This window comes from Salipiger aestuarii, from assembly GCF_003259905.1.
GTDB classification, from domain to species: domain Bacteria; phylum Pseudomonadota; class Alphaproteobacteria; order Rhodobacterales; family Rhodobacteraceae; genus Salipiger; species Salipiger aestuarii.
Genome location: NZ_QLMG01000008.1, coordinates 67198 through 90629 on the forward strand (window position 1 = coordinate 67198; position 23432 = coordinate 90629).

At 67.4% G+C, this 23432-nt stretch carries 26 protein-coding genes; 21 read left to right on the forward strand and 5 right to left on the reverse strand.

Annotated features, from left to right (window positions below; genetic code table 11):
* Positions 1 to 129: 129 nt before the first annotated feature.
* Both ATI53_RS06430 and ATI53_RS06435 read right to left on the reverse strand, forming a co-directional pair.
* Complete coding sequence (locus ATI53_RS06430; RefSeq protein WP_205912127.1) at positions 130 to 909, reverse strand: MauE/DoxX family redox-associated membrane protein; 780 nt, start codon at positions 907 to 909, stop codon at positions 130 to 132.
* 279 nt (positions 910 to 1188) lie between these two features.
* On the reverse strand, positions 1189 to 1389 hold the full coding sequence (locus ATI53_RS06435) for a hypothetical protein (RefSeq protein ID WP_111549986.1): 201 nt from the start codon (positions 1387 to 1389) through the stop codon (positions 1189 to 1191).
* Between the two features lie 405 nt (positions 1390 to 1794).
* On the opposite strand from ATI53_RS06435, the gene ATI53_RS06440 reads away from it, so the two are divergent.
* The 4 genes from ATI53_RS06440 (at position 1795) to ATI53_RS06455 (ending at position 6006) form a co-directional block, all read left to right on the forward strand.
* Entirely contained in the window at positions 1795 to 2151 is a 357-nt protein-coding gene (locus ATI53_RS06440) for a hypothetical protein (protein ID WP_009504783.1), read from the forward strand.
* A complete protein-coding gene (locus tag ATI53_RS06445; RefSeq protein ID WP_111549987.1) occupies positions 2148 to 4127 on the forward strand; it encodes a pyrroloquinoline quinone-dependent dehydrogenase in 1980 nt (659 codons plus the stop codon). Before ATI53_RS06440 ends, ATI53_RS06445 begins: the two co-directional genes overlap by 4 nt.
* Positions 4128 to 4258: 131 nt before the next feature.
* On the forward strand, positions 4259 to 5641 hold the full coding sequence (locus tag ATI53_RS06450; protein WP_009504786.1) for an NAD-dependent succinate-semialdehyde dehydrogenase: 1383 nt from the start codon (positions 4259 to 4261) through the stop codon (positions 5639 to 5641).
* 167 nt (positions 5642 to 5808) lie between these two features.
* Positions 5809 to 6006 (forward strand): hypothetical protein, encoded by a 198-nt coding sequence (locus tag ATI53_RS06455; RefSeq protein WP_009504787.1) that lies wholly within the window; start codon positions 5809 to 5811, stop codon positions 6004 to 6006.
* A 161-nt stretch (positions 6007 to 6167) separates the two neighbouring features.
* Here ATI53_RS06455 and ATI53_RS06460 read toward each other — a convergent pair whose 3' ends face one another.
* The gene (locus tag ATI53_RS06460) at positions 6168 to 6671 is read right to left on the reverse strand and encodes a superoxide dismutase family protein (protein ID WP_009504788.1); all 504 of its coding nucleotides are present in this window, start codon (positions 6669 to 6671) and stop codon (positions 6168 to 6170) included.
* 420 nt (positions 6672 to 7091) lie between these two features.
* On the opposite strand from ATI53_RS06460, the gene ATI53_RS06465 reads away from it, so the two are divergent.
* The 6 genes from ATI53_RS06465 to ATI53_RS06490 all read left to right on the forward strand — a co-directional run bounded on the left by ATI53_RS06465 (position 7092) and on the right by ATI53_RS06490 (position 10498).
* Complete coding sequence (locus ATI53_RS06465) at positions 7092 to 7343, forward strand: hypothetical protein (RefSeq protein ID WP_009504789.1); 252 nt, start codon at positions 7092 to 7094, stop codon at positions 7341 to 7343.
* Entirely contained in the window at positions 7340 to 7609 is a 270-nt protein-coding gene (locus tag ATI53_RS06470; RefSeq protein ID WP_009504790.1) for a hypothetical protein, read from the forward strand. Before ATI53_RS06465 ends, ATI53_RS06470 begins: the two co-directional genes overlap by 4 nt.
* Before the next feature lie 260 nt (positions 7610 to 7869).
* Positions 7870 to 8445 (forward strand): hypothetical protein, encoded by a 576-nt coding sequence (locus ATI53_RS06475; protein ID WP_111549988.1) that lies wholly within the window; start codon positions 7870 to 7872, stop codon positions 8443 to 8445.
* Positions 8445 to 8873 (forward strand): phage holin family protein, encoded by a 429-nt coding sequence (locus tag ATI53_RS06480; protein WP_111549989.1) that lies wholly within the window; start codon positions 8445 to 8447, stop codon positions 8871 to 8873. The genes ATI53_RS06475 and ATI53_RS06480 overlap by 1 nt, the downstream gene beginning before the upstream one ends.
* Complete coding sequence (locus ATI53_RS06485; protein ID WP_111549990.1) at positions 8866 to 9984, forward strand: DUF3618 domain-containing protein; 1119 nt, start codon at positions 8866 to 8868, stop codon at positions 9982 to 9984. Before ATI53_RS06480 ends, ATI53_RS06485 begins: the two co-directional genes overlap by 8 nt.
* Positions 9985 to 10159: 175 nt before the next feature.
* Entirely contained in the window at positions 10160 to 10498 is a 339-nt protein-coding gene (locus tag ATI53_RS06490; protein ID WP_009504794.1) for a hypothetical protein, read from the forward strand.
* A 52-nt stretch (positions 10499 to 10550) separates the two neighbouring features.
* Here the strand turns inward: ATI53_RS06490 and ATI53_RS06495 are convergent, their stop codons facing one another.
* Positions 10551 to 11750 carry an ROK family transcriptional regulator gene (locus tag ATI53_RS06495; RefSeq protein WP_009504795.1) on the reverse strand — a complete coding sequence of 400 codons (1200 nt, stop codon included), beginning with the start codon at positions 11748 to 11750 and terminating at the stop codon, positions 10551 to 10553.
* A gap of 89 nt (positions 11751 to 11839) precedes the next feature.
* On the opposite strand from ATI53_RS06495, the gene ATI53_RS06500 reads away from it, so the two are divergent.
* From ATI53_RS06500 to hutC, 11 genes are all read left to right on the forward strand, one after another.
* Complete coding sequence (locus ATI53_RS06500) at positions 11840 to 13069, forward strand: extracellular solute-binding protein (RefSeq protein WP_009504796.1); 1230 nt, start codon at positions 11840 to 11842, stop codon at positions 13067 to 13069.
* A 58-nt stretch (positions 13070 to 13127) separates the two neighbouring features.
* Complete coding sequence (locus ATI53_RS06505) at positions 13128 to 14012, forward strand: carbohydrate ABC transporter permease (RefSeq protein ID WP_111549991.1); 885 nt, start codon at positions 13128 to 13130, stop codon at positions 14010 to 14012.
* A 3-nt stretch (positions 14013 to 14015) separates the two neighbouring features.
* Entirely contained in the window at positions 14016 to 14852 is an 837-nt protein-coding gene (locus ATI53_RS06510) for a carbohydrate ABC transporter permease (RefSeq protein ID WP_009504798.1), read from the forward strand.
* Positions 14849 to 15868: an SIS domain-containing protein gene (locus ATI53_RS06515; RefSeq protein ID WP_009504799.1), complete on the forward strand. Its 1020-nt coding sequence runs from the start codon at positions 14849 to 14851 to the stop codon at positions 15866 to 15868. The genes ATI53_RS06510 and ATI53_RS06515 overlap by 4 nt, the downstream gene beginning before the upstream one ends.
* A complete protein-coding gene (locus tag ATI53_RS06520) occupies positions 15865 to 16779 on the forward strand; it encodes a carbohydrate kinase family protein (protein WP_205912126.1) in 915 nt (304 codons plus the stop codon). The genes ATI53_RS06515 and ATI53_RS06520 overlap by 4 nt, the downstream gene beginning before the upstream one ends.
* On the forward strand, positions 16776 to 17849 hold the full coding sequence (locus tag ATI53_RS06525) for an ABC transporter ATP-binding protein (RefSeq protein ID WP_111549992.1): 1074 nt from the start codon (positions 16776 to 16778) through the stop codon (positions 17847 to 17849). The genes ATI53_RS06520 and ATI53_RS06525 overlap by 4 nt, the downstream gene beginning before the upstream one ends.
* A gap of 181 nt (positions 17850 to 18030) precedes the next feature.
* On the forward strand, positions 18031 to 18852 hold the full coding sequence (locus ATI53_RS06530) for a transporter substrate-binding domain-containing protein (protein WP_111550013.1): 822 nt from the start codon (positions 18031 to 18033) through the stop codon (positions 18850 to 18852).
* A gap of 52 nt (positions 18853 to 18904) precedes the next feature.
* Positions 18905 to 19549 carry an amino acid ABC transporter permease gene (locus ATI53_RS06535; protein ID WP_111549993.1) on the forward strand — a complete coding sequence of 215 codons (645 nt, stop codon included), beginning with the start codon at positions 18905 to 18907 and terminating at the stop codon, positions 19547 to 19549.
* On the forward strand, positions 19546 to 20205 hold the full coding sequence (locus ATI53_RS06540; RefSeq protein ID WP_009504140.1) for an amino acid ABC transporter permease: 660 nt from the start codon (positions 19546 to 19548) through the stop codon (positions 20203 to 20205). The genes ATI53_RS06535 and ATI53_RS06540 overlap by 4 nt, the downstream gene beginning before the upstream one ends.
* Before the next feature lies 1 nt (position 20206).
* Positions 20207 to 20992 carry an amino acid ABC transporter ATP-binding protein gene (locus ATI53_RS06545; RefSeq protein ID WP_009504139.1) on the forward strand — a complete coding sequence of 262 codons (786 nt, stop codon included), beginning with the start codon at positions 20207 to 20209 and terminating at the stop codon, positions 20990 to 20992.
* 8 nt (positions 20993 to 21000) lie between these two features.
* Positions 21001 to 21678 carry a histidine utilization transcriptional repressor HutC gene (gene hutC, locus ATI53_RS06550; RefSeq protein WP_009504138.1) on the forward strand — a complete coding sequence of 226 codons (678 nt, stop codon included), beginning with the start codon at positions 21001 to 21003 and terminating at the stop codon, positions 21676 to 21678.
* Between the two features lie 58 nt (positions 21679 to 21736).
* Here the strand turns inward: hutC and hutU are convergent, their stop codons facing one another.
* On the reverse strand, positions 21737 to 23431 hold the full coding sequence (gene hutU, locus ATI53_RS06555) for a urocanate hydratase (protein ID WP_009504137.1): 1695 nt from the start codon (positions 23429 to 23431) through the stop codon (positions 21737 to 21739).
* Position 23432 lies beyond the last annotated feature (1 nt).

A 23432-nucleotide genomic window follows, 5' to 3' on the forward strand; every position in this document is an offset into this window, starting at 1 on the left:
AGACGCCCCGCGCGCGGGGCGGGGTGGGGCGGGGCGGCGCATCGCAGACGGTCGGGCGGTCGGATTGGCAACGAAGATGCGCCGCAACTTGTTCCCGGTCGCATGAAATTTCACGGGGCCGGGCGGGGGTCAGCCGGCAAACATCCGCGCGCCCATCCAGATCGCCATGAAGATCATCATCAGGTTTTCGGTCAGCGACACGAACCCCAGTGGCACGTTCGACGACCCCCCCACGCAGGCGCATTTAAGCTCGCGCTTGTCGATATAGACCGCCTTGAACACGCTGATCGCGCCGACAAGGCCGATGAACAGCGCGACGGGCGCGGACACCCATGTCAGCACGCCCGCTGTCATCAGGATGCCCGCAAGCGCCTCGCCATAGGGGTAGATCTTGCCATAGGGCACCCAGCGCCGGGCCAGCAGGTCGTAATTCAGGAACATGGTCGAGAACTGTTCGACGTCCTGCAATTTCTGCACCGCAAGGATCGTCATCGACAGGGTGACGAACCATTCGAACGCCCGCAGCGTGAAGACGGTACCGTATTGGTGCCAGCTTAGCCCCAGCGCCAGCAGCGCCGCGACGGAAAAGATCGCGATGACCGGGCGGTACGACGTGTCGCTTTGTTCTTCCTTGGGCGGGTCGATGTCGAAATGCACACGCAGATCGTCATAGCCCCCGATTCGTGCGCCGCCGATGAAGGTCTGCGGCGTGGTATCGACCCCGTGCTCTTGCATGAAGGCATCGGTCTGTTCGCGGGTTTCAAGGGGGTGATCCTCGACCGTATAGCCGCGCCGTTCCAGCAGGTCCTTGGATTTCAGGCCGAAGGGGCAGATGTGGCCGGGCATGACCATGCGGTACAGGGCGGCGGTTTTGGCGGTATCCTTGGTATCCTTGGTATCCTTGGGCATTGGGGCTCCTTTCCCAGTTCGTGCTAGGGTGTGTTCGGTTTGTGCAAGTGTACTGGCCGCGAAATCCGGCCCGATGATTTGGCCCGGTGATTTGGCCCGGTGATCTGGCCTGACAGTCCGGCGCCGCCGACGTGGCGAAATCGGGCGGCCCGCCGGCTTGGGCGTCGCGGATCGCCATGCGCAGCCGGCCTGCGGCAACGCCGCCGTCGCGCGCCGACAGCGCAGCCAGTGTCACCGCGCGCAGGCAGGCGCTGTTCCGTGCCGTGACCTGGGACCGCGTCAGCCCCAGGCCCCGGCACAGGCCCCGGAACAAACCGCCACGGTCTCGACAAGGTTCGCAATTGTCGGCCTGCGGTCCGGGGACTTCCCCGGCATGAACGCCAGCATGGCGACCGCCATCGCGGCCCCCATGTGCACGCGCGTCTCGGACCGGAACACATGGGACGCCAGATCGGTGTTGAGATGCATCAGGCCGAACATCCCCCGGACATCCCGCGTGCGAGGTGGCGATCATCAGTGCGAAACATGTGTGGGCCAAGGTTGTCTCCGTGTCTTTGGCTCTCCAACGACATTCCAGCGCGGGAAGGTTCCGAACTGCCGCGAATTGGCGGCGTGGCGTCCGGGAACGGCCATGCCTGCCCGGCGGATACCCTGCCGGACACCCCGGCGATGCGCGCGGCACTCCCCTGTTGTCCGGCGCCCTTTCCCCAGTCGCTCCCCAGTCTCTCCCCAGCATCGCCCCAGCATCGTCCCGCGCGGATGACGGCGCACCGCCGCCCGAAGCCTTGCCCGATCGCCGCTCTGCCCTATCCCTTGACTTGGCGCCGGGCGATGGCGCGCACCCCGTCGCCCGCCCAGCCTGAAACGTCAGAAACGGAGCCGATCATGCCTTACCGCGTTTCCCTTACCATCCTGATGGGGGCGTCTCTGGTCGCCATCGCGAGTGGCCTTTACGCCTATTTCGCCCCGCTGACCGGGGTCACGGGGGTCTGGGGGCCGCTTGCCGCCACCTTCGGAGCAGTGTGCCTGCTGATCGGCGGCGCCTTGCTGGCCCGCGCGCGCCGGCGCGGATCAAGGGCGGGGCTGCTGGTGCTGCTGGCGCTCGGCATCGTTCTGACGGCCTTTGCCGCGTGGCTGTTGCACCAATGGGTGATGCTGGCCGCGCTTGCCATCTGCGCCATCGGCTGGATCGGCGCGCTGTCTGGCCCGAAACTGTCTGGCCCGAAAGGAGACCCCGCATGACCATGCTGACGCGATCCGCCGCCATTCTGGCGCTGCTGGCCGGTCCCGCGCTTGCCCAGGACGGCACGGCCCCGGCCCCCGACACGCAGGCGCAGGCGCAGTTCCGCGCGCCGTCGGATGCGCGCGTGCCCGCCGCCGGTCCCGACTGGCAAAGCTTTCACGGCCAGGTGTCAGGCGCGAAATTTTCGCCGCTCGACCAGATCACGCCGGACAATGTCGCGCAGCTTGAACTGGCCTGGCGGGCGCAAACCGGGGATGTGTCGGACGGGTCGGGCGATCTGCCCGCGACCGTCTGGTCGGCCACGCCGATCTATGCCAACGGGCTGCTTTATATCGGCACGCCGTTCTATCGCGTCATCGCCTACGATCCCGCCACCGGCGAACAGGTCTGGAGCTTTGACACCCAGTCCACGCTGAAGGCGCTGACCCAGCCCGCGCTCAAGAACCGGGGTGTCGCCTATTGGCAGGCGGACGACCCGCAGGACGGCGCGGCCTGCCAGAAGATCGTCTATCTTGGCACCATGGACGCGCAGCTTTTCGCCATCGACGCCGACAGCGGCGTGCCCTGCGAGGATTTCGCCAACGGCGGCGTGCTGGATGTAAACCAGTGGAACACGCTCAACGACCGCTGGCCGCTGTCCTTGCTGCAACCCCCGACCATCGTGGGCGATCACGTCATCATCGGCTGGGCGGGCAATGACTGGGACTGGGCCGAGGCGCCTCCGGGGTCGGTGTTTTCGGTGAACGCGCAGAGCGGCGCGCTGGAATGGACCTTTGACACCCTCCCCGAAGACATCCGCGCGCGCACCGGCACCGCCAACGTCTGGACCGCGATGAGCGCGGATGAAGACCGCGGCATCGTCTACCTTCCGGTGGCGTCACCATCGCCCAATTACTGGGGGGGCAACCGCACCGAAGACATCCCCTATGCCACCTCGACCACCGCGCTGGATGTCGACACGGGCGAAGTCATCTGGTCGCGCCAGTGGGTACACCACGACATCTGGGATTACGACATCAACGCCGCGCCCACCCTGATGGACATCACCGTCGACGGTGAAAATGTTCCGGCCCTGATGCAGCCCACCAAGATGGGGTTCCTGTTCGTGGTCAACCGCGAGACCGGCGAAGACATCTGGCCGATCGAGGAACGCCCGGTTCCCGCCGGCGACATTCCCGGCGAACGCTATGCCGAAACCCAGCCGTTTCCCACCGTTCCCGCCCCCCTGCTGGACCAGTCCAGACTGCCGGACGTCTGGACGCTGGCCGACATCGCGTCCTTTGGCGAATGCTCGGCCCTGTGGGAGGACATGCGGTATGACGGCATGTACACTGCCCCCACCACCGAAGGCGCCGGCGCCGGGGCCTATCCCAATTCGGCCGGTGTGGTGCAATGGGGCGGGGTCGGCTTTGATCCCGAAAGACAGATCGCGGTGGTGAACCTGTCCCACGTCGTGCAGCATATCCAGCTTTACGACCGAAGCCGTTATGACGAGATCAACGGCGCGGCGGGCATCGGCGAGTCGGGGTTTCACCCGCAGACCGGCGCCCCCTATGGCATGTCGCTGAAAACCGCCCTCAACCGCTGGGGGATGCCCTGCTGGGAACCGCCCTTTGGCGAGATCATGGCGATTGACATGACCAGCGGCGAAACGCTCTGGCGCAAGCCGTTCGGGATGTCGCAGCGATACGGGTTCTACATGCCCGAAAGCTGGGGGTCGCCCACCATCGGCGGGCCCGCGATCACCGCGGGCGGGCTGATCTTTATCGGCGCGACGATGGACGGCATGGTGCGCGCCTACGATCTGGAAACCGGCGAAGAGCTGTGGCGCGACCTGACCGAAGCGCCCTCGGTCGCCAACCCGGCGGTGTTCGAACACGAGGGTGCGCAATATGTGGCCTTTGTCTCGGGCGGCAATTCGATCCTGAAACCGTCGGTCGGCGACATGGTGTCGGTCTACCGGCTGCCGGACTGACCGGCGCCCACCGGGGGCCTCGCGACGGTCGTTTGCGGCGCGGCCACGAAACCGCGAGGCCCCGGAACAGGTGCCTGCCGCATGTGTTGAGGGATCGACACCTTCGACACATGCCCGCGAAAGGATATCCCATGACCGAGCGATCCATCACCACGGTCAACCCGTTCACCGAAACCGAACTGGCACGCTACGATCTGATGAGCGACGATCAGATGTTCGATGCGGTGAAATCCTGCCATGCCGCGTTTGACCAATGGCGCCTGACCCCGGTGGAAGACCGCGCCGCGATCATCGCGCGCATCGGCAAGGAACTGACCGCCCGCAAAGAGGAATTCGCCCAGCTGATGACCGCCGAGGTCGGCAAGCTGATCGGCGACAGCCGCGATGAGATCGACCTGTGCGCCGGTATCTGCGCCTGGACCGCCAGCCAGGGTCCCGAGGTTCTGGCCGACGAGCATCGCGCGTTGCAGGGCGGGCGGCAGGGCATCATCACCTATTCCCCCATCGGGGTGATCTACGGCATCCAGCCGTGGAATTTTCCCGCCTATCAGGCGGTGCGCTATTCCATCGCCAACCTGATGGCGGGCAATGGCGTGCTGCTCAAACACGCGGCCAACTGCACCGGCAGCGGCATGATGCTGCGCGAGATATACGAGGCGGCGGGCCTGCCCGGGGATCTGTTCACCGTACTGACCATCGACCACGACCAGTCCGACAAGGTGATCGCGCATGATCTTGTGCGCGGGGTGACCATGACTGGCAGCGCCGGGGTCGGGTCGGCCATCGGCAAAAAGGCCGGTGAGCATCTCAAGAAAGCCGTGCTGGAGCTGGGGTCCAACGACGCCTATCTCGTGCTCGAAGACGCGGATCTCGATCTTGCGATCAAGACCTGCGTGGCAGGGCGGATCTACAACAACGGCGAAACCTGCGTGAACGCCAAACGGTTTGTCGTGACGGACGCTGTCTATGACGATTTCGTCAGGGGCTACATCGACGCCATGTCAAAGGTGACGACCGGCGACCCGACCGAGGACGGCACCGGGCTGGGCCCGATGGCGCGCGACGACCTGCGCCAGACGCTGCACGACCAGGTGCGCGCCAGTGTCGACAGGGGCGCCAGCATCGCCTGCGGCGGCACCCTGCCCGAGGGGACGGGGTATTTCTATCCAGCGACCGTTCTGACCGATGTCGCGCCGGGGCAACCGGCCTATGAAGAGGAACTGTTCGGCCCGGTCGCATCGGTCATCCGGGCGCGCGATGACGAGGACGCCATGCGCATCGCCAACGACAGCCGCTTCGGGCTGGGCGGCGGTATCTTTTCAAAAGACGAAAGCCGCGCGGTGGACCTTGCGCGCAAGCATTTCGACACGGGCATGGTGTTCATCAACCACTTCAACCTCGCCACGCCCGAAATGCCGTTCGGCGGCGTCAAGGATTCCGGTTTCGGTCGCGAACACGGCGGCTTTGGCATGCGCGAGTTCGTGAACGCCAAGGCGATTGCCGTGGCCGCCTGATGCCGCCCGATCCTGGGCGCGGCGCGGGCTAGGGCGCCGGGGGCGGCATATGCGCTCTCTGCCCGCCTCTCGCGGGGATGATCAGTCCCCGCGCGGTGGAACCAAACCCGCCTCTGCGCGCTCATGCACTGCAATACGGCAATGATGAAACCTGAAAGGGCACGAAGATGATCGCAAGGCTTATCCTGGGGGCAGCGGCGCTTGGCGCCATCGCTGTCTTTCGAAAATCCCGGCGGACGCCGCCACCGCTCCGGATCCGCGACGCGGGGCCGTCGCAAATGCGCAACCCGCCGCCGACCTGGGATCGCACGGACGAGGCGAACGACGAATCCTTCCCCGCCAGCGATCCGCCCGGCACCTACTGACCGGCACCTGCGACCGGCGGCGATCGCGCCGAAGGCACGCAGAAAAAGACCCGGCAGCGCGGTGACGCTGCCGGGTCTTTTGGCGCGTGCCCCTGATCTGGCCCCGGCCCCGCGGCGATGACCGCAGGGCCGGGGACGGCGTCGCGCGCTGTCGCCGCGTGTCACTCGCTGGCGGAGAACGCTCCGCAGGCGATCCGCTCGCCCGCATCGCCAGAGGGCTGGCTTTCGTAGTCGTCGCTGTCGGCGTGCATCACGAATGCGGCGCCGTCGCCGTCCATCAGATCGCGTTCGACTTGCAGGTACGGCAAGAACACCTCGACCTCTCCGATGCCGTCGTCCCGCACTGTCAGGTTGGGCATGTCGCCCGGATGCGGCCCGCCTTCGACCAGAACGCCGTGGGCGCGGTCCCCGGCGATGTGCCCGCCGGCAGAGCTGAAATCTTCGGCCTCGCAATCACCGGTTTCGTGCAGGTGAATGGCGTGGGTGCCCGCCGGCAGGTTCTTTAGCGTCACAGTCGCCAGCGCCGCGCCGGAGGGGGTGTCGCGCACGCTGACCGTGCCAAGGTCGGCGCCGTCGCGCCCCGAGATGCCGGCCGAGGTTTCGGCCGCGTGAAGCGCGGGGGCGAGCATGCACAGCGCCGTCGCCGTCAGGGTGAGTTTTTTCATGATGGTCTCCTGCTTGCGAATGCCCGGTCCGGCGGCAGAGCCGCCAGCGTGCCGGGCCATGGGGGAAACGGGCCGGAGCCACGCCGGGTTCCCGACCCGCGGGCACAAGCCCGGCATCGTCACGTCGCGACGGAAAAACCGGGGCCGGGGCTGGGCCGCAGGATTCCCCCGGCAAGACCCCCCGTCAAGGCGCCCCCGTGCGGGAACATTCGGCGGCCCTTGCCGGTTGGTCGAACAGGCGCAGGTCCGGGTGACCGCTTGCGCCGTTTCATCTGACGCGCCTTGTCGCGCACTGGCCAACCCTGCTCAACACTGGCCAAGGCGGGCCAAGGCGGGCCAAGGCGGGCCAAACAGCGTCATCCCACGGCAGCGCGGACCGCCAGCCACCCGCCCCTGTTGCAGATACGGAAAGGACACATCATGGCCGATACCCCCGTTTCAACCCTTTTCCCGGGGGGGCACCGCCGCGCGGACGCCCAGCAACCCCCGGCCGAGGTTCCGCCCGGCCCGGCCCCCGACCATGTCCCGTCGCCCGTCCCGCCGCAGGTGCCCGAACCGCCCGACGTGCCGGAATCCGATCCTCCGGGGCCGGGCGACATGCCGCAACCCGACATTCCGCCGGACCTGCCTCCCGACCGGGTCCAGCGGCTGCCGGAAGGCGCGACCCCATGAAGGACGTCGAAGACCGCCTGATCGAGCTTGAAGCCGGCCTTATCGCCCACCGCCGCCTGCTGATCCGCCTGCTGGAAAGCCTGGATCCGAGGACGCGCGACGAGCTGCTGCGATGGGTGGCGGACCGCGAGGTACTGCGCGACGGTCAGGAAGACCCCGGCGCCGTCCCCACCGGCGTGGAAATGCTGCCGCTGAGCATTGCAGAGGAATTTCGGAAAATTGCGCAGACCGGCCGCGACCGCTGGGGCGGCGACAGCGCCGATTGACGCACCGCGCGCCGGCGATCCGGGCGCCGCGCGACGGAAAAATGATACCCGGCGGGAACCGCAGTTCGCGCCGGGTGTTATCGAAGCATCAACGAAACGGATCGCGGCATGGCCGCACACAGGCGTCAAAGCTTTGTCCCGTCGAAATGTTTTCGATGGACCCGGTCGTTCTGTGCCTGCGCGACCATGCCGCGATCTGTTTCAGGACCCGCCACCTCGGTTCTCGTCCCAAGAGACGAGACCAGAAAAAAGAGAGTGACATGCAAGATCTCGATCACAGCACCCGCGACGTCGGGCAGGAGGCAGGCGAAGACGTCAAGCAGTCTGCCGAACGTCTGCACGACGATGCCCGCGCCGCCGCCGAATCCGTCGCCGCCCGCGCCCGCGACGAAGCGGGCCAGCAGGCGGACCGCGCCCGTACGGGCGTTGCGTCCGAACTGTCGGGCATCGCCCGCGCGCTTGACACGGCTGCCGGCGAACTGCGCGAAGGCTCGCCGCAGGAACAGGTCTTCGGGCAGGTTGCCAACGGTCTTTCCGGCGTTTCCGACGCCATCCGCGACCGGGATCTGGCCGACCTCGCCAGCGAGGTAAGCGCCTTTGCGCGGCGCAATCCGCTGGGCTTTCTCGGTGGTGCCGCGCTTGCCGGTTTTGCCGCGACGCGGTTCGCCAAGGCGTCTGGCACCCCGCGCACGCCCGCCGATGCGTCCTATAACGCGCCGTCGGCACAGTCCGGCGCGCCCGCCTCGGCCTCTGCCACCACGCCGGAAACCCGCCCCGGGGATGTCACGGCACCCGCCGTGATCCCCGCCAGCCACCTGACGCCGGGAGACCACTGATGTCCAGCACCGACACCCGCCCGCCCGAAGGCGTGCGCCCCCAGATCCGCGAGACCGGCAGCCTGCTCAGCCAGGCGATACAGCAGGTCATCGCGCTGATGCGCGGCGAAATAGACCTGTTCCGCGCCGAACTTGACCAGAACGTGAAAAAGGCCGGGGCCGCCGTGGGCATGGTCGTGGGGGGCATTGTTCTGCTTCTCGTGGCGCTGAACGTGCTTGCCGGGGCCGCCGTGACCGCCATCGTCGCCACCGGACTTGCGCCATTGTGGTCCGCGCTGATCGTCGGTGGCGTCCTGCTTGTCGTCGCGCTGATCCTGGTGAAATCGGGCCAGAGCAACCTGAAGCTCGCCTCCCTCGCCCCGACCCGGACCCGTCGCAACCTTGAGCGGGACCGCGATGTTGTCGCAAAGGAAATGACCCATGAGTGATATCCGCACCCCCGACGAGATCGAGCGCGAACTGGAACGCAACCGCGCCGCGCTGCAAGACACGGTCCGCTCGCTTGAGGCGACCTTTACCCCCGACACCCTGTTTCGCAGCATCGCCGACAATGTCGGGCGCCACGGCGGCGACTTCGGGCGGTCGACCATGGATGCGGCCCGCGCCAACCCGCTCGCGCTTGGTGTGACGGCGGTTGGCCTTGGCTGGCTGATGTTCGGCAAGGGGCCGTCGGCGGACAAGATCGCCGACACCGCCAGTTCCGCGCGCAACGCCGCGGACACCGACACTGACAGCCGCCACGGCGCGGATGGGCCGGCCAGCTTTTCGCCCCCGCGCGGTCCCGTTCCGGCTGGCGAGATCGGCCCCAGGTCGCAGGGCCTGTCGGCCACGCAAAAGGCGCGTGCCAAGTGGTACCGCACCGAAAACTACGTCCAGTACGGCGCGCAGTCCGCGGCGGACCATGCCGGGGCGGCAAGGGATGGCGTGTCGCGCGCCGGAACGCGGGTGCGCGACCGGTCGTCCGAAATCGCCGCTCAGCTGTCGGAAGGGACCGAAAGGCTGGGCGCAGACGCCCGCGAACGCGTCATTGCCGCCCGCGAACGCGCGATCCTGGCGGGCGAAACCCTGCGCCGCGCCGGCGGCGACGCCAACCGCAAAGCCCGCGCCACGGCTCGCGACGGTGCCACAAGGGCCAAGGACTTCTTTGAGGAAAACCCGCTGGTTGCCGGTGCCCTTGCGCTTGCCGCCGGGGCGCTTGCGGCGGGCACCTTGCCGAACACCCGGTTCGAAGACGAGCATTTCGGCGAGCACAGCGACCGGCTTTATGACGAGGCCGAGGCCCTGTTCGAACAGGAACGTGCCAAGGCCGAACGCGTGGCCGGGGCCGCTCTTGACGAGGCGCGCGCCATCGGTGGCGAGCTGCGCGAAGATGTCGATGCGGCGAGCCGTCAGCTGAAAGACGCGGCGGATCGCGAAACGCCGGGCGAGGGGTCGGCCGCGGATGCCGCCGTCGACCGGGCCGAAGATGCGGTGCGACGGGTGTCCGATGCCGTCCGCGCGCAGGCAGCCAAGGAAGGCTCCGAGCCGCAGCGCAGCTGACATTCGCACCAGTGCGATCCGATGACGCCCCCGCAGCCCTGTTGCGGGGGCTTTTCCGCGTCGATCCGCCCAGGGTTCACGGTGTCGGTGGGCTGCGCGCCGCGGTCCTGTGGCGGAACAATCGCGGCCAATGGCGGTTGGCAAAGGGATCGTCATGTGGAACGGAGGACTTGCAATGACTGGCCAGAACGACACGCAGGCGGCGGGGGATACCGGCGGGGCGGAAGCGGCGCGGCTTCGCGAGGATATAGACGCGGGCGCGACGGGTGAAAAGGTCGCCTTTTCCGACCCCGCCGCGGCCCCTCTTGGCACCGATGCCGAAGCGGGGGGCACCCCGACAAGCGCCGCCGCCATGGCAACCGCGCGCAAGGCGGAAAGCGCGGCGCAGGCGGCGCACCACCCCAAGAAAACCCCGGCGCAGTTGCAACGAACCGCGCGGCCCGGCATCGTCAGCATGGTCGTTCTGGGGGGCGCGCTGCTGTTCGGGCTTGTCCTGCTCTGGGCGGGGATGTAGCCGGGCGGGCGTTGCCTGATCCGGGCTGTAAACCGCCGTTCCGGGGCCGCGCTCAGCTTTTCAGAAGGGCGGCGTATTTCGGATCGAAATTGCGCGCGATCGGCTCGGCGGCGGCGCCCATGGCGACCACCCACGGATCGGCGTGCCCCAGTTGCAGCGCCACGCGCGGGGCGGCGGCGTTCACCGCCTGCGTCAGCCGTTCCAGCAGGGGGCGGGGCGCGGTGCCGCACAGGATGACCGCCTGCGGGTCGGTGACCAGCGCCAGCATTTGCGCGACCCAGCCCAGCCCTGCCGCCGCCCGGTCGATCCAGGCGTCCAGCGCCGGGCCGCCGCGCGTCAGAACCGCCTCGATCCGGGCAAACATGCGGGGGTCGGCCATCGGCACGGCAAAGGTTTCGCAGAACCCCGCCAGCGCCACCTGATGTTCCAGCAGGGTGTCGCTGCCGGGCAGGGGGATCATGCCGATTTCGCCAGCGTCGCCGTGGCGGCCTCCGTAAAGTTCGCCGTTCAGGATCAGCCCGGCGCCCAGGCCGTAGCCAAGGTACAGGCACACCACGTCCCGCAGCCCGTGGGCGCGCCCGGTCAGCCGTTCGGCGGTGGCGGCTGCGGCGGCGTCGTTTTGCAGCGCGACCTCCAGCCCGGTTGCCGCGTGCAGTTGCGCGGCAAGTCCGGCGCCGCGCCAGTGGGCCATGGTGTAATCGTCCCGCGTTGCCGGCGCGTCCGGCCCGAAGGGGCCGGGCATGGCAATGCCAAGGCCGACGATGCGGCCCCGCACGTCGGGGGCGAGGGCGGCGCGCGTGTCGGCCAGAAGCCGGGTGACGAGCTTCAGCCCCGCTTCGGGATCGCGGCTGCGCAGCGGGGCATCCCGGCGTGACAGCACCGCGCCGCGCAGGTCCATCACCACGGTGCGCGCCACGGTCCGGTCGATCTGCACCCCCACCGACAGCGCGCCCATCGGCGCAAGGTCATAGGGGGTGGCGGGCTTGCCCCGGCCTTCGGTGACCGGATCGCAGGCGACCAGCAGGCCGCTGGTTTCCAGCTCTTCGACGATGTTGGACAGGGTCTGCTTGGCCAGCCGGGTCGCGCGGGCCAGATCGGCGCGCGACAGCGGGCCGTTGACGCGGATCGCGTCGATCACCGCCCGCCGATTGTGCGCGGCGGCAGCGCCTAGGCCCGCGCCGAGCACGGCTTTGATGGGGTTCGCGGCATCGTTCATCAAAACATATTGACAGGCGGAAAGCGCCTCGTCCATGATTAAGTCCACCTACTGGACTAATAATCAGAACAGGTTCGGAAGGCAGACCCGGCGCCCCCGCGGGCGCGCCCGACAGGAGAGATGGAATGAAACCGACCCGCATCGCGGCCCTGATGGCCGCCACCGCGCTGACCGGCACGGCAGCCTTTGCCGATACCGAACTGAATGCGTTGTTCATGGCCCAGGCCGCCTATAGCGAGGAAGACATTCGCGCCATGACCGCGTCCTTCGAAGCGGCCAACCCCGACGTTTCCGTGACGCTGGAATTCGTCCCCTATGAGGGGCTGCACGACAAGACGGTGCTGTCCATGGGATCGGGCGGCGCCTATGACGTGGTGCTGTTCGACGTGATCTGGCCCGCCGAATACGCCCGGAATGGCGTGCTGGTGGATGTCAGCGACAAGATCACCGACGAGATGACATCCGGCATCCTGCCCGGCGCCTGGACCACGGTGGATTTTGATGGCGCCAGCTACGGGCTGCCGTGGATCCTGGACACGAAATACCTGTTCTACAACAAGGAAATGCTGGCCGAGGCGGGCGTCGATGCGCCCCCCGCCACCTGGGACGATCTGCGCGCCGCCGCGCAAAAGGTCAAGGATGCGGGCCTTGTGGAATACCCCATCGCCATGAGCTGGGCGCAGGCCGAGGCCGCCGTGTGCGATTACACCACCCTGCTGTCCGCTTATGGCGGTGATTTCATCACCGACGGCCAGCCCGCCTTTCAGACCGGCGGCGGGCTTGAGGCGCTGGAATACATGACCGCCAGCATCGAAGACGGCCTCACCAACCCCAACTCGCGCGAATTTCTCGAAGAAGACGTGCGCGCGGTGTTCCAGAATGGCGATGCCGCTTTTGCACTGAACTGGACCTATATGTACAATCTTGCCAACATGGGCGAAGACAGCGCCGTCGCGGGCAAGGTCGGCGTTGTGGCCGCGCCGGGCGTGTCGGGCGTGTCCGAACACAGCGCCGTCAACGGGTCGATGGGCCTGGGTATCACCAGCACATCCGAACACCCCGACGAGGCGTGGGACTACATCGTCCACATGACCTCGCAGCCGGTGCAGAACGCCTATGCCAGGCTCAGCCTGCCGATCTGGGCATCCTCCTACAGCGACCCGGCCGTCACCGAAGGCCAGGAAGAGCTGATCGAGGCGGCGGGCAAGGGTCTTGCGGTGATGTATCCGCGCCCGATGACAGCGAACTATCAGGAAATGTCGATGGCGCTGCAACAAGGCATTCAAGAGGCGCTGCTGGGCATGGCCTCGCCCGCCGAAGCGCTGGAAGGCGCGGCTGAAAACAGCGGCCTGTAAACCGCGCGGGGCGGTGCCGGTGTGGCCCCGCCTCGCCCAAGCCCCCGGGACCGTCACGATGTTCACCGACCGCCTTACCTTGCGGGCATGGGTTCTCATGCTGCCGCTGCTCGTTGTGATGCTGGCCGTCATCGGCTGGCCGCTGGCCGATACGGTGCGCCTGTCGTTCACCGATGCGCGGCTGGTCGGCACCGGCGGCGCCTTTGTCGGGGTCGAGAATTACACCGGGATGCTGGGCAGCCGGAACTTTCGCAAGGCGCTGGTGGCGACGCTGACCTTTTCGGTCTGGTCGGTCGCGGCGGAACTGTGCCTTGGCGTGCTGGTGGGGCTGTTGCTCAACCAGCGGTTCTACGGGAGGGCGCTGTTGCGGGCGCTGATGATCCTGCCCTGGGCGCTGCCAACGGTGGTGAACGCGACGCTGTGGCGGCTGATCTACAACCCCGAATACGGCGCGCTGAACGCGGCGCTGACGCAACTGGGCCTTGCGGACAGTTATCAAAGCTGGCTGGGCCAGCCGGGCACCGCGATGGGCGCGCTGATCGTGGCGGATGTGTGGAAGAATTTCCCGCTGGTGGCGCTGATCGCGCTGGCGGCGTTGCAGGCGGTGCCGCGCGACATTCAGGCGGCGGCGACATCGGACGGGGCGAACGCCTGGCAACGGTTCCGCCATGTGACGCTGCCCTATCTTGTCGGTCCGCTGATGGTGGCGCTGGTGCTGCGCACGATCGAGGCGTTCAAGGTGTTCGACCTGATCTGGATCATGACGCGCGGCGGGCCGGCCAATTCCACCCGGTCGCTGTCGCTGCTGGTCTATCAGGAGGCGTTCGCCTTTCAGCGCGCCGGGTCGGGGGCGTCGCTGGCGCTTGTCATAACGCTTATCATCACCGTGCTGGCGGGGGCCTATCTTGCGTTGATGCGCCGCGCGGCCGGGCAGGGGGGCTGAGCCATGGAACACCGATCCCTCGGGTTCGCGATCTTCGTGCACGTCGCCGCGCTGGGTGTCGCGCTGACGGTGCTGGCGCCGCTGGGCTGGCTGTTCGTGATGAGCGTCTCATCCCCCGCAGACCTGTCGGCCAAGCCGCTGCACTGGTGGCCCGACAGCATCGACCTGTCGCGCTATCGCCAGTTGCTGACCCCCGAAACCGGGGCGGCGTTTCTGGCATCGCTGCGCAACAGCATCGAAGTGGCGGCCATGGCGACGCTGGGCGCGCTGCTGGTGGGCATCCCGGCGGGTTGGGCCGCGTCGCGCAACCCGAAACTGGGCTGGACGCTGGGCGCGGTCATCGCGACCTACATGCTGCCGCCCGTGGCGCTTTCGGTGCCGCTGTACCTGATCCTGGCGAAACTGGGCCTGCTGAACAACGTTTTCGGGCTGGCGCTGGTGTATCTCAGCATCCTTGCGCCGTTCGTGACATGGCTGCTCAAGGCCGGGTTCGACCCGATCCCGCGCGACCTGGAACAGGCGGCGGCCATCGACGGGGCCAACCTGTGGCAGTTGCTGCGCATCGTCATCCTGCCGCTGGCGTTGCCGGTGGTTGCGACGGCGCTGATATTCGCCTTTCTGCTGGCCTGGGATGAATTTTTCTACGGGCTGCTCTTCACGTCCAACCAGGACGCCAAGACGCTGTCCGTCGCCATCGCGGATCTCGCGGGGGGGCGGGTGTCCGACTATGGGCTGATCGCGACCGCCGGGGTGATTGCCGCCCTGCCGCCGGTCGCGGTTGGCCTGCTCATGCAACGCGCCCTGATTTCGGGGCTGACCAACGGAGGTGTCAAGGGATGACGCTTGTACTGTCCACCCCGCCCGAAAAGCTGCAACCGCTGTACGATGAAATGGCCCGGCAGATGCGCGACAGCCGCGACAGCATTGCCGGCAACGCCGACCGCGCCGCGCAGATCGCCGACACGATCCGCGCCAACGGGCGGCTGGTGCTGCTGGGGATGGGCGGCTCGCACGCGGTGGGGCGCATTCTTGAACCGTGCTACCGGGCGCTCGGCATCGACGCGGTGGCGCTGCCGTTGTCCGAACAGCTGGACAAGCCGCTGCCGCTGGACGGGCGCAGCGTTATCGTCACCTCGCAAAGCGGTGAAAGCGCCGAGGTGCTGCGCTGGTTCCGCGAAGGTCTGGCCCCCGCGGATGCCTTTGCCCTGACGATGGAGAGCGACTCGACGCTGGCCGGTCTCGCGCCCTGCCTGATCGGGGCGGGCGGGTCGGAAAAGCCATTCGCCGCGACGCGCTCGCTGACCGTGACACTGGCGCTGCACGCCGCGGTGCTGGCCGAACTGGGCGCGGATCTGGGCGAGGTGCTGGCGGTGATGGACGCCCCCGTACCCGACATCGGCGCGGCGGTGCAACACCTGGCCATGGCGCGTTGCCTTGTCGCGTCGGGGCGCACCGCGCAGGGCGTGGCCGAGGCCATCGCGCTGGGGCTGACCGAACTGTCGCGCCTGCCGTGCTTTGCGCTGGAAGGCGGGCAGTTGCGCCACGGTCCCGTGGAAATGCTGGGCGCGGATGTGGGGGTCATCATGTTCCGCGACGCGGACGCATCGGCCCGCCATGTCACCAGCCTTGCGCAATTCGTGCTAAGCTCCAGCGCCTCGCCGGTGGTGGTGTTCGATGCCTCGGGGCTGGCGCCGATCCCCGGCGCTGCCACGGTGTCCTGCCCGCAGGCGGGCGGTCTTGCGGGCGCGGTGGCGCTGTTGCCCGCCGCGCAAAGGTTCATGGTGGATTTCGCCGCCGCGCGCCTGCCGGATGCGGGCACGCCGATCCGCTGCACCAAGGTCACGACGGTCGAATGATGCGCCCGCTTGCCACCGTCGGAAACGTCAACGTCGACCTGATCCTGGGACCGCTTGCGCCCTGGCCCCAACCGGGGACCGAGGCGCTGTGCCCGCAGGATGACACCCGAATCGGAGGGGCCGCGGGCAATGCGGCGCTGGCCTGGCAGGCGATGGGCGTGCCGTTCCAGATCGGGGCCTCTACCGGCAGCGACATGTATGGCGACTGGCTGCGCGCCGGGTTCGGCGACATGGCCGCGCGCTGGCCCCGCGCGCCGGGGCGCACCACGCTGTCGGTCGGGGTGACGCACCCGGACGGCGAGCGCACGTTCCTGACGACCGCTGGCCACCTGCCCGGATTGTCCTGGCGAGATGTGGAGCGGCAGATCGACTGGCCCGCGTTGGCGGGGGGGCGGTTGCTGCTGTGCGGCTGTTTTCTGTCGCCCGGACTTGCCGCCGGCTACGACGCGCTGTTCGACCGCTGCGCCGCCCACGGCATCGGCGTGGCGCTGGACACCGGCTGGCCGCTGGACGGCTGGAGCGCCCCGACCCGCCTGACCACCCTGACCTGGGTCGCGCGCAGCGAAATCCTGCTGCTCAACGAGATCGAGGCGATGCATCTCAGCGGTGCCGCGGATGTCGATACCGCGCTTGAGGCCCTCGCCGCGCACATGCCCGACGGCGGCATCGCGGCGATCAAGCGCGGACCCCTGGGCGCCATCGCGATGCACCGGGGGCGGCGGTACGGCGCGGCTGCCCCTCCCGTGACGGTGATCGACACGATCGGCGCGGGCGACATCTTCAACGCCGCGTTTCTGGCTGAACTGGCACAGGGCGACGTGGCGACGGCGCTGGCGCGGGCCACCCGCATCGCGTCGCGCGCCGTATCGACCCACCCCCGCCAGTACCTGCGACAGGAGACACCGGCATGAGCACGCTGGACATTCGCGGCATCACCAAATCCTTCGGCACGACGCAAACGCTGAAAGGCATCGACCTGACGCTGGAGCAGGGCGAATTTCTGGTGCTGCTGGGGGCGTCCGGCTGCGGCAAGTCCACCTTGCTCGGCATGATCTCGGGGCTGGGCACGCCGACGTCGGGCGACATCGTGCTGGACGGGCGGTCCCTGAACGGCGTCCACCCCAAGGACCGCGACATCGCGATGGTGTTCCAGAGCTATGCCCTGTATCCCAACCTGTCCGTTGCGCGCAACATCGGCTTTGGGCTGGAAATGCGCGGCGCGCCACGGGCGGCGCGCGAGGCAGCGGTGCAGGACACGGCGCGGGTTCTCAAGATCGACCACCTGCTGGATCGCAAGCCGGGCGATCTTTCGGGCGGGCAGCGTCAGCGGGTTGCCATCGGGCGCGCGCTGGTCCGCAAGCCCCGGCTGTTCCTGTTCGACGAGCCGCTGAGCAATCTGGATGCCAAGCTGCGCATGGAAATGCGCAGCGAGCTGAAGCGTCTGCATCAGACGCTGGGGGTCACGGTGGTGTACGTCACCCATGACCAGATCGAGGCGATGACGCTGGCAAGCCGCATCGCTGTGATGCAGGGCGGGCGCATCGAACAACTGGGCACGCCCGAAGACATCTACGACCGGCCCGCCACGCGCTTCGTGGCCGAGTTCATGGGCGCGCCGCCGATGAACATGCTGCCCGCGACGCCGGTGCCGGGGGGGCTTGCGCTGGACGGGACCGATGCGGTGCTGCCCTGCACCTCCGCCGCGCCGCTGCTGATCGGCCTGCGCCCCGAGGCGCTGAAGCTGGCGCCGGCGGCGGGTGCCATGGCTGTGTCGGGCACCGTGGATCTGGTGGAACTGACCGGACCCGAACGCATCGTGACGGTCGATCTGGGCGCCCGCACCATCGCCGCCACCCTTCCCGCCGATCAGCGCGTCGGGCGGGGGCAGCCGGTGACGCTGTACACCGATCCGGCGCGGGCATCGGCGTTCGATCCCGACAGCGGGCGGCGCGTCACGCTCGCCCCGGTTGTGACGGGCTGATCGAATTGCACAGCAAATAGGCAATCACACCGGTCGCCTGCCCAAATCCCCCGTGTCAGCACGCATCCGCGCTGTCCAAAGCGCCCCGTTTCAATTGTATATGCAAATGGACCGGGGCGCCTATGGCCGGGTCGATACGTCGCAAGCCAAGGCCCCCGAAGGGCCGCACAGGGAGTTTGACATGCGCAGACAGCTTATCGCCGCCGCCACCGGCGCGGCCCTCTTTGCTTCGGCCATGGCCGCCAACGCCCAGGACGCGCTGGACCGCGTCATGGACGCGGGCGTGCTGAAGGTCGGCACCGAAACCGCCTTTGCCCCGTTCGATTTCATCGACGCAGGGGAACACACCGGCCTGAACCTGGATGTGTTCGAGGAAATCGGCAAGGACATGGGTGTCGAGATCGAATGGATCACCCTTGACTGGACCGGCGTTCTGCCCGGCCTTGAAGCGGGCCGTTTCGATGTGGTCGCAGGCCCCGCCACCATCACCGCCGATCGCATGCAGCGTTACCGCTTTTCGTCGCCCATTGCCGAGGCGACCGTGGCGATCCTGGCCTGCGCCGATTGCGACATCGAAACCCCCGAAGACATCGCGGGCAAACCCGTCGGTGGCGCGACCGGCACCGCGCAGCTGGCTCAGCTGCGGGAATTCGCCGCAACGCTGGATACCCCGCCCACCAGCATCGGCGAATATGTGTCGTTCAACGAAAGCTACGCCGACATCGCCGCGGGACGCATCGTCGCCGTGGCCAATTCTCTGCCCAACATCGCCTTTGTCGCCCAGCAGCGCCCCGAAGTGTTCAAGGTCGTGAAACCGGCCTTCGGCACGCCGGCCTATTTCGGCTATCCGGGCCGGATCGAGCCGGAGTACGCCACGCTGATGGACAAGATCGACGAGATCCTGCTGGCAATGAAGGCCGACGGCCGCATGGCGACGTTGCAGGAAAAATGGTTCGGCACGACCTTCGACATGCCCGACTACATCATCGAGCCCAAGATCTGATAGCCGCGGGGCGGCCCCGTGCCGTCCCGCCTGACCAAGGCCAAGGCCGCGCATGACCTGGAAACTGTTTTCACTGCTGCTGGAGGCGTCGTTGATGACGATTCTGGTCAGCGCGGTGTCGATCCTGATGGGACTCGTCATGGCCATCGTGCTGTCGGGGCTGCGCATGTCGGGCAGCCGGGTGGCCGATGCCGGGGCGGGGGTGTTCATCAGCTTTTTCCGGGGGGTGCCGCTGCTGGTCCAGCTTTTGCTGATCTTCAACCTGCTGCCCGTCATCGGCATCACCCTGCCCAGCCTTGCCACCGCGATCATCGGCCTGTCGCTGTGCACCGCCGCCTATCAGGCGGAAAACCTGCGCGGCGGGTTCGAGGGTGTCGCCCCCGGTCTGATCGAATCCGCCGAGATGGCCGGGTTTACCCGCATGCAGAGTTTCATCTATATCCGCACCCCCATCGCGCTGCGCATGACCTTTCCGGCGCTGGTGAACGAGGCGATCCTGATCCTGAAGGCGTCCTCGCTGGTGTCGGTTGTGGGGCTGATCGAGTTGACCAAGATGGCGCAGAACCTGTCGGCCTCGACCTACCGGCCGCTGCCGATCTTTGCGGCCGCCGGGGTGATCTATCTGGCGATCAACCTCGTGGTCGCCGCCATCGGTCAACGCGCGGAAAACGCGCTTCCGGGGTTGCCCGGCAAATGAGCTTCGATTTCGCCGTCATCCTCGCCAAGCTGCCGCAGATCCTGTCGGGGCTTGGCGTCACCATCCTGATCTGGGTCGGGGGCACGTTTGCCGCCGTGGTGCTGGGCTTTGTCGTCGCCACGCTGCGTCGTTTCGGGGGCCGGGGCATCGAGGTGATCCTGCGCGCGCCGATCGAGATCCTGCGCGGCACGCCGTTTCTGGTGCAGATCTTCCTGCTGTATTTCGGCGGCCCCTATATCGGGCTGCGGCTGGACCCGTGGCTGGCCGGTCTGCTGGGCATTTCAATCTACGGGGCGGCCTATTACGCCGAGATCTTTCGCGCCGGGTTTCAATCGGTCCCCGTGGGCCATGTCGAGGCCGCCGAATGCGCCGGGCTGTCGCGCAACCAGATCATCACCGCGATCCTGCTGCCGGAAATGGCGCTGCTGGTGCTGCCCCCGGCGCTGAACATGTCGGTGATCCTGCTGAAGGAAACCGCGCTTTTGTCGCTGATCACCGTGCCCGAACTGACGATGACCGTGCAGGCCATCGGCTCTCAGCAATATGCCTTTGTGGAATCTCTGGTGATTTTGGCGCTGGTCTATTGGGCGCTGGTCGAGCTGGCCAACTGGCTGGGCCGGTACGCCGAACGCAACCTTTCGAAATTGAGCGCCTGACATGACCGACCCCGCCATCAACGTATCTCACGTTTCCAAGCAGTTCGGCGAAACGCAGGTGCTGCGCGACATCTCCATGCAGGTCGAGGCGGGCAAGGTGTCCTGCCTGATCGGCCCGTCCGGGTCGGGCAAGTCGACGCTGCTGCGTTGCATGGCGTTTCTGGAACAGGCGACCTCTGGCAGCATCCATATCGAGGGCGAACCGCTCGGGTTCACCGACGGGCCCCAGCGCCGCCGCCAGTCCCCGGCCGAGCTGCGCCGCGTGCGGTCCAGGATCGGCATGGTGTTCCAGCAGTTCAACCTGTGGCCGCATATGACCGCGCTGGGGAATGTCGCCATCGCCCTGCGCAAGGTGCGCGGCATGTCACGCTCCGACGCCGAAGACCGCGCCATGGCGCAACTGGACAAGGTCGGCCTGAAGGAGCGCGCGCATCACTACCCCGCGCAGCTTTCGGGCGGCCAGCAGCAGCGCGTCGCCATCGCGCGCGCTCTGGCGCTGGACCCGACGATCATGCTGTTCGACGAGCCCACATCCGCGCTTGACCCCGAGTTGACGGGCGAGGTGCTGAATGTGATGCGCCAGCTTGCGTCCGAGGGCATGACCATGGTCGTGGTCACGCATGAAATCGGTTTTGCCGCATCGGTCGGCAACCGGATCGCGTTTCTGGATGGCGGCAGGCTGCTGTTTCACGACACCCCGCAGGCGGTTTTCGCCGCCCCGCGCGAGCCGCGGCTGGAGCAATTCCTCGACACTTACCTTGACCGCGGCGCGTCCATGCTGAAATGAGCTGTCGCATGGGTGAGGACAGCGCACGATCATTGCACGACCAGATCCGCGAGGATCTGGAAACGCGCATCCTGTCGGGCGACTGGCCGCCCGGACACCGCGTGCCGTCGGAACTGGAACTGGCGGGCGTTTACGGCTGTTCTCGGATGACCGTGAACAAGGTGATGACGCAGCTTGCCGGCGCCGGGCTGGTGCTGCGCCGCCGCCGCGCCGGATCGGTTGTGCTGCCGCAGCGGTCGCAGAATGCGGTGCTGGAAATTCACAACGTCAAGGACGAGGTGCTGGCCGCGGGCGGCTGGTATTCCCACGACATCCTGTCGCGCGATGTGGCGGGCGGGCGCGTGTCGGTCGCCTGCCTGCATCGCAAGGACGACGCGCCCTTCTGTCTGGAACAGCGGGTGATCTATCTGGATGCGGTGCCCGGGGCGGGGGATGAACCGTTCATCGACGAGCCCCCCGGCGCCTGGCTGCTGGCGCATGTGCCGTGGTCCGAAGCGGAAAACCAAATCACCGCCGAGGCGGCCAGCGGTGATGCCGCCGCCCATCTCGGCATCGCGGGGGGCACGCCGTTGCTGGTGATGACCCGGCGCACCTGGAAGAACGGCGAGCCGGTGACCGAGGCCCGCTTTGCCTATCCCGGCGGCGCGCATCGGCTGACCGCCCGGTTCACCCCGTCGCAAAACTAGGCGCGACGGTCGCCTGAAATTTTCAGCCAGAAATTTTGGGCCGCCCCGTGGCCGGCGGTCAGCCCAGGATACGCGGCAGGCGCAGCTTGTTGGCGCGGGCGCAGGCGATTGCCTCGGGGTAGCCCGCATCCGCATGGCGCCAGACGCCCGAAGCGGGATCGTTCCACAGCACCCGCTTCAGCCGCTTTGCCGCCTCTGGCGTGCCGTCGGCGCAGATCACCACGCCCGCGTGTTGCGAAAACCCCATGCCGACGCCGCCGCCATGGTGGATCGACACCCACGTCGCACCGCTTGCGGTATTGACCAGCGCGTTCAGCAGCGGCCAGTCCGACACCGCATCCGACCCGTCGCGCATCGCTTCGGTTTCGCGGTTGGGCGACGCGACCGAGCCGGAATCCAGATGGTCGCGCCCGATCACCACCGGCGCGCTCAGCTCCCCGCTGGCCACCATCTCGTTGAACTTCAACCCGGCGCGGTGGCGATCCCCAAGGCCGATCCAGCAGATCCGCGCCGGCAGACCCTGAAACGCGATCCGTTCGCGCGCCATGTCGAGCCAGCGGTGCAGATGCGCATTGTCGGGGAACAGCTCTTTCATCGCCTGATCGGTCTTGTAGATATCCTCGGGGTCGCCCGACAGCGCGGCCCAGCGGAACGGGCCGATGCCTTTGCAGAACAGGGGGCGGATATAGGCGGGGACGAAACCGGGAAAGGCAAAGGCATCGGTCAGCCCTTCTTCCTTGGCCATCTGGCGGATATTGTTGCCGTAATCCAGCACCGGCACGCCCGCGTTCCAGAAGCCGACCATCGCCGCCACATGGGTTTTCATCGCCGCGCGCGCAGCGCGGTTAACGGCATCGGGGTCGGTTTCCTGCGTCTCGCGCCAATGCGCCACGGTCCAGCCGGCAGGCAGATAGCCGCGATAGGGATCATGCGCCGAGGTCTGATCGGTGACCATGTCGGGGCGCCCGTTTGGAAGCTGGCCGCCCGCCTGCATCCGGGCGAGAAGCTCGGGGAACACCTCGGCGGCGTTGCCGATCAGCGCCACGGATTTCGCCTCGCCCGCCTTTGTCCATCGGTCGATCATCGCCAGAGCGTCGTCGATGGAATGGGTTTTCTCGTCGCAATAGCGGGTGCGGATGCGGAAATCGGCACGGGTCTCGTCGCATTCCACCGCAAGGCAACACGCCCCCGCCATCACCGCGGCCAGAGGCTGCGCGCCGCCCATGCCGCCAAGCCCGCCGGTCAGGATCCATTTGCCGGTCAGATCGCCGCCGTAATGCTGGCGGCCCGCCTCGGCAAAGGTTTCATAGGTGCCCTGCACGATGCCCTGCGCGCCGATGTAAATCCACGACCCGGCGGTCATCTGACCATACATCATCAGGCCTTTTTTATCCAATTCGTTGAAATGTTCCCATGTGGCCCATTCGGGTACGAGGTTGCTGTTGGCGATCAGCACGCGAGGCGCATCGGGATGGGTCTGGATGATGGCGATGGGCTTGCCGGATTGCACGATCAGCGTCTCGTCGGCTTCCAGATCGCGCAGCGATGCGACGATGGTGTCGAAATCCTCCCACGTCCGCGCCGCGCGCCCGATGCCGCCGTACACCACCAGCTCTGCCGGGTTTTCCGCCACATCCGGGTGCAGGTTGTTCATCAGCATCCTGAGCGGCGCTTCGGTCAGCCATGATTTGGCCGTCAGCTTTGGGCCGGTGGGCGGAAAGATGTCGCGCAGGTTGTGGCGGGGGTCGGTCATC

Bases quoted from the DNA above. Each gene is read 5' to 3' on its own strand.
- ATI53_RS06510 (WP_009504798.1), top strand. From the start codon at position 14,016: ATGGAACACCGATCCCTCGGGTTCGCGATCTTCGTGCACGTCGCCGCG.
- ATI53_RS06505 (WP_111549991.1), top strand. From the start codon at position 13,128: ATGTTCACCGACCGCCTTACCTTGCGGGCATGGGTTCTCATGCTGCCG.
- ATI53_RS06535 (WP_111549993.1), top strand. From the start codon at position 18,905: ATGACCTGGAAACTGTTTTCACTGCTGCTGGAGGCGTCGTTGATGACG.
- ATI53_RS06460 (WP_009504788.1), bottom strand. From the start codon at position 6,671: ATGAAAAAACTCACCCTGACGGCGACGGCGCTGTGCATGCTCGCCCCC.
- ATI53_RS06515 (WP_009504799.1), top strand. From the start codon at position 14,849: ATGACGCTTGTACTGTCCACCCCGCCCGAAAAGCTGCAACCGCTGTAC.
- ATI53_RS06545 (WP_009504139.1), top strand. From the start codon at position 20,207: ATGACCGACCCCGCCATCAACGTATCTCACGTTTCCAAGCAGTTCGGC.
- ATI53_RS06525 (WP_111549992.1), top strand. From the start codon at position 16,776: ATGAGCACGCTGGACATTCGCGGCATCACCAAATCCTTCGGCACGACG.
- ATI53_RS06430 (WP_205912127.1), bottom strand. From the start codon at position 909: ATGCCCAAGGATACCAAGGATACCAAGGATACCGCCAAAACCGCCGCC.
- ATI53_RS06540 (WP_009504140.1), top strand. From the start codon at position 19,546: ATGAGCTTCGATTTCGCCGTCATCCTCGCCAAGCTGCCGCAGATCCTG.
- ATI53_RS06530 (WP_111550013.1), top strand. From the start codon at position 18,031: ATGCGCAGACAGCTTATCGCCGCCGCCACCGGCGCGGCCCTCTTTGCT.
- ATI53_RS06435 (WP_111549986.1), bottom strand. From the start codon at position 1,389: ATGTTCGGCCTGATGCATCTCAACACCGATCTGGCGTCCCATGTGTTC.
- hutC (WP_009504138.1), top strand. From the start codon at position 21,001: ATGGGTGAGGACAGCGCACGATCATTGCACGACCAGATCCGCGAGGAT.
- ATI53_RS06500 (WP_009504796.1), top strand. From the start codon at position 11,840: ATGAAACCGACCCGCATCGCGGCCCTGATGGCCGCCACCGCGCTGACC.
- ATI53_RS06440 (WP_009504783.1), top strand. From the start codon at position 1,795: ATGCCTTACCGCGTTTCCCTTACCATCCTGATGGGGGCGTCTCTGGTC.
- ATI53_RS06495 (WP_009504795.1), bottom strand. From the start codon at position 11,750: ATGGACGAGGCGCTTTCCGCCTGTCAATATGTTTTGATGAACGATGCC.
- ATI53_RS06520 (WP_205912126.1), top strand. From the start codon at position 15,865: ATGATGCGCCCGCTTGCCACCGTCGGAAACGTCAACGTCGACCTGATC.
- ATI53_RS06480 (WP_111549989.1), top strand. From the start codon at position 8,445: ATGTCCAGCACCGACACCCGCCCGCCCGAAGGCGTGCGCCCCCAGATC.
- ATI53_RS06465 (WP_009504789.1), top strand. From the start codon at position 7,092: ATGGCCGATACCCCCGTTTCAACCCTTTTCCCGGGGGGGCACCGCCGC.
- hutU (WP_009504137.1), bottom strand. From the start codon at position 23,431: ATGACCGACCCCCGCCACAACCTGCGCGACATCTTTCCGCCCACCGGC.
- ATI53_RS06450 (WP_009504786.1), top strand. From the start codon at position 4,259: ATGACCGAGCGATCCATCACCACGGTCAACCCGTTCACCGAAACCGAA.
- ATI53_RS06470 (WP_009504790.1), top strand. From the start codon at position 7,340: ATGAAGGACGTCGAAGACCGCCTGATCGAGCTTGAAGCCGGCCTTATC.
- ATI53_RS06445 (WP_111549987.1), top strand. From the start codon at position 2,148: ATGACCATGCTGACGCGATCCGCCGCCATTCTGGCGCTGCTGGCCGGT.
- ATI53_RS06490 (WP_009504794.1), top strand. From the start codon at position 10,160: ATGACTGGCCAGAACGACACGCAGGCGGCGGGGGATACCGGCGGGGCG.
- ATI53_RS06485 (WP_111549990.1), top strand. From the start codon at position 8,866: ATGAGTGATATCCGCACCCCCGACGAGATCGAGCGCGAACTGGAACGC.
- ATI53_RS06455 (WP_009504787.1), top strand. From the start codon at position 5,809: ATGATCGCAAGGCTTATCCTGGGGGCAGCGGCGCTTGGCGCCATCGCT.
- ATI53_RS06475 (WP_111549988.1), top strand. From the start codon at position 7,870: ATGCAAGATCTCGATCACAGCACCCGCGACGTCGGGCAGGAGGCAGGC.